At 38.2% G+C, this 1,416-nt stretch carries 1 protein-coding gene and 1 pseudogene; both read right to left on the reverse strand.

Going from position 1 to position 1,416, the window contains the following annotated elements:
* Positions 1-151: 151 nt before the first annotated feature.
* Entirely contained in the window at positions 152-1,156 is a 1,005-nt protein-coding gene (locus tag IC220_RS07515; protein ID WP_188153790.1) for a major capsid protein, read from the reverse strand.
* A 16-nt stretch (positions 1,157-1,172) separates the two neighbouring features.
* Positions 1,173-1,416 (reverse strand): annotated as a pseudogene (locus tag IC220_RS07520) (head decoration protein); the annotation flags it as partial.

Raw genomic sequence — 1,416 nt, forward strand, 5'->3', positions numbered from 1 at the left:
TAAACTCTATTCTATACTACAACAACGTTTATAGCACAGGCAGAGAAGTGGTTTTATGAAATAATCTATTAATAACTTGACATGCTTATATGTATACTGATATCATCAGGCCTTCACGCCCTGGTGTTTTTGACATAAAGCCTCTCTTTAATTACATAGTGGTGATCTTCATCAGTATGCCAGGGCGATGGCACATTGGTAGTGGATTTGATTGAGTATGTAAATCTGTTCCTCTATCAAATCTTCTTGGCTCTTGTTTTGCATATAGTGGTTGCCCTAAAGTATTCACCGTCTCATTAAAATCCGCTGGAGCAAAGTAAGTGGTGAATGTATTTGCTGTACCCAGTGGAAAACAGTGTCCTGCATCTTTTTCAATAAATCTTCTTACATTCCCTTCAGAATCCGTAGCTTGCCCTCTATATTCCTCAAATGTAATGCCACAGAATGTAAATCCAGATCTCATATCATCTCTCAAGGCTGCTCCTTCTTGCCATCTCTCATATGCTTCTTTGACTTTGGCGTGAGAAGTTAAAGCATCAAAAAATTCTGGACTTACCAGCGCATGCACTTTTTCCATGTATTCACCACTTAAGTTATCTTCTATGTGTCGTAGTACTTCCATACACTTCTTTTTCACATCAGTAGTCGCAGTGCCAAGAGCAAAATTTACTACTTTTGGCGTAATTTCAAATTCATTGTAAAGGTTTAATAGTTCAGAGCCATCTGCATCAAGAATAACCCCCTTCAATGCCCCCATACGTAAGTGTTCCAAAGTAATAGCGTGTTTATTTCTCATTGTTTGCAAATGATCGGTTATTACATCAGCGAGTGCTACAAGTTCATTTTCTGAACCAAAGGCTCTTATTCCTTGAACTTCCTCTGGCAATACTACATCATCGTGTGGAATATGTGGAATTGTAAAAGTTCTCACCTTTCTTTTTCCTCTTTTGCCGACTGTTGCTGGTGCTCCTGGAACTTGCGTTGGTAATAAACTTAACACTCCGTTTTGCTCTTCAATAGTAATGTGGCGGTATCTCACTGATTTACTTGGAAACAATTTTAAACTTTCTGTTCGACCAAAATTAATTGGCAATATGTTAATGGCTCCAGTTAAAGCTGTCATGCTAAATGCTGGATTTGTAAATGGATTTTGCATATGAATTCCCCCTAAATTAGACTGCTTTTCGAATGATGATTCCGCGTGTTTCAAGTTCCTTGATAGCCTTGGTTTTCTGCTCTTCTGTGATACCTGTTGGCCAGACAATAGCATGATCAGCAAGCAAAGCTATTCTGGTAATTACTACCGCTTTGGTGTTTTCTTTTGCATTTAAATTACTTGTCTATTGCTGTTTGCGTGCCATCTGTGGCAGTTGGATTTAAGACTTTAATTAGATTATCTTTGCTATCTAAGCCAAC

Origin of the sequence: Wolbachia endosymbiont of Pentalonia nigronervosa (genome assembly GCF_014534705.1) — a bacterium.
Classification (GTDB): domain Bacteria; phylum Pseudomonadota; class Alphaproteobacteria; order Rickettsiales; family Anaplasmataceae; genus Wolbachia.

Coding starts and splice junctions, on each gene's coding strand:
- IC220_RS07515 (WP_188153790.1), bottom strand. CDS start 1,156: ATGCAAAATCCATTTACAAATCCAGCATTTAGCATGACAGCTTTAACT.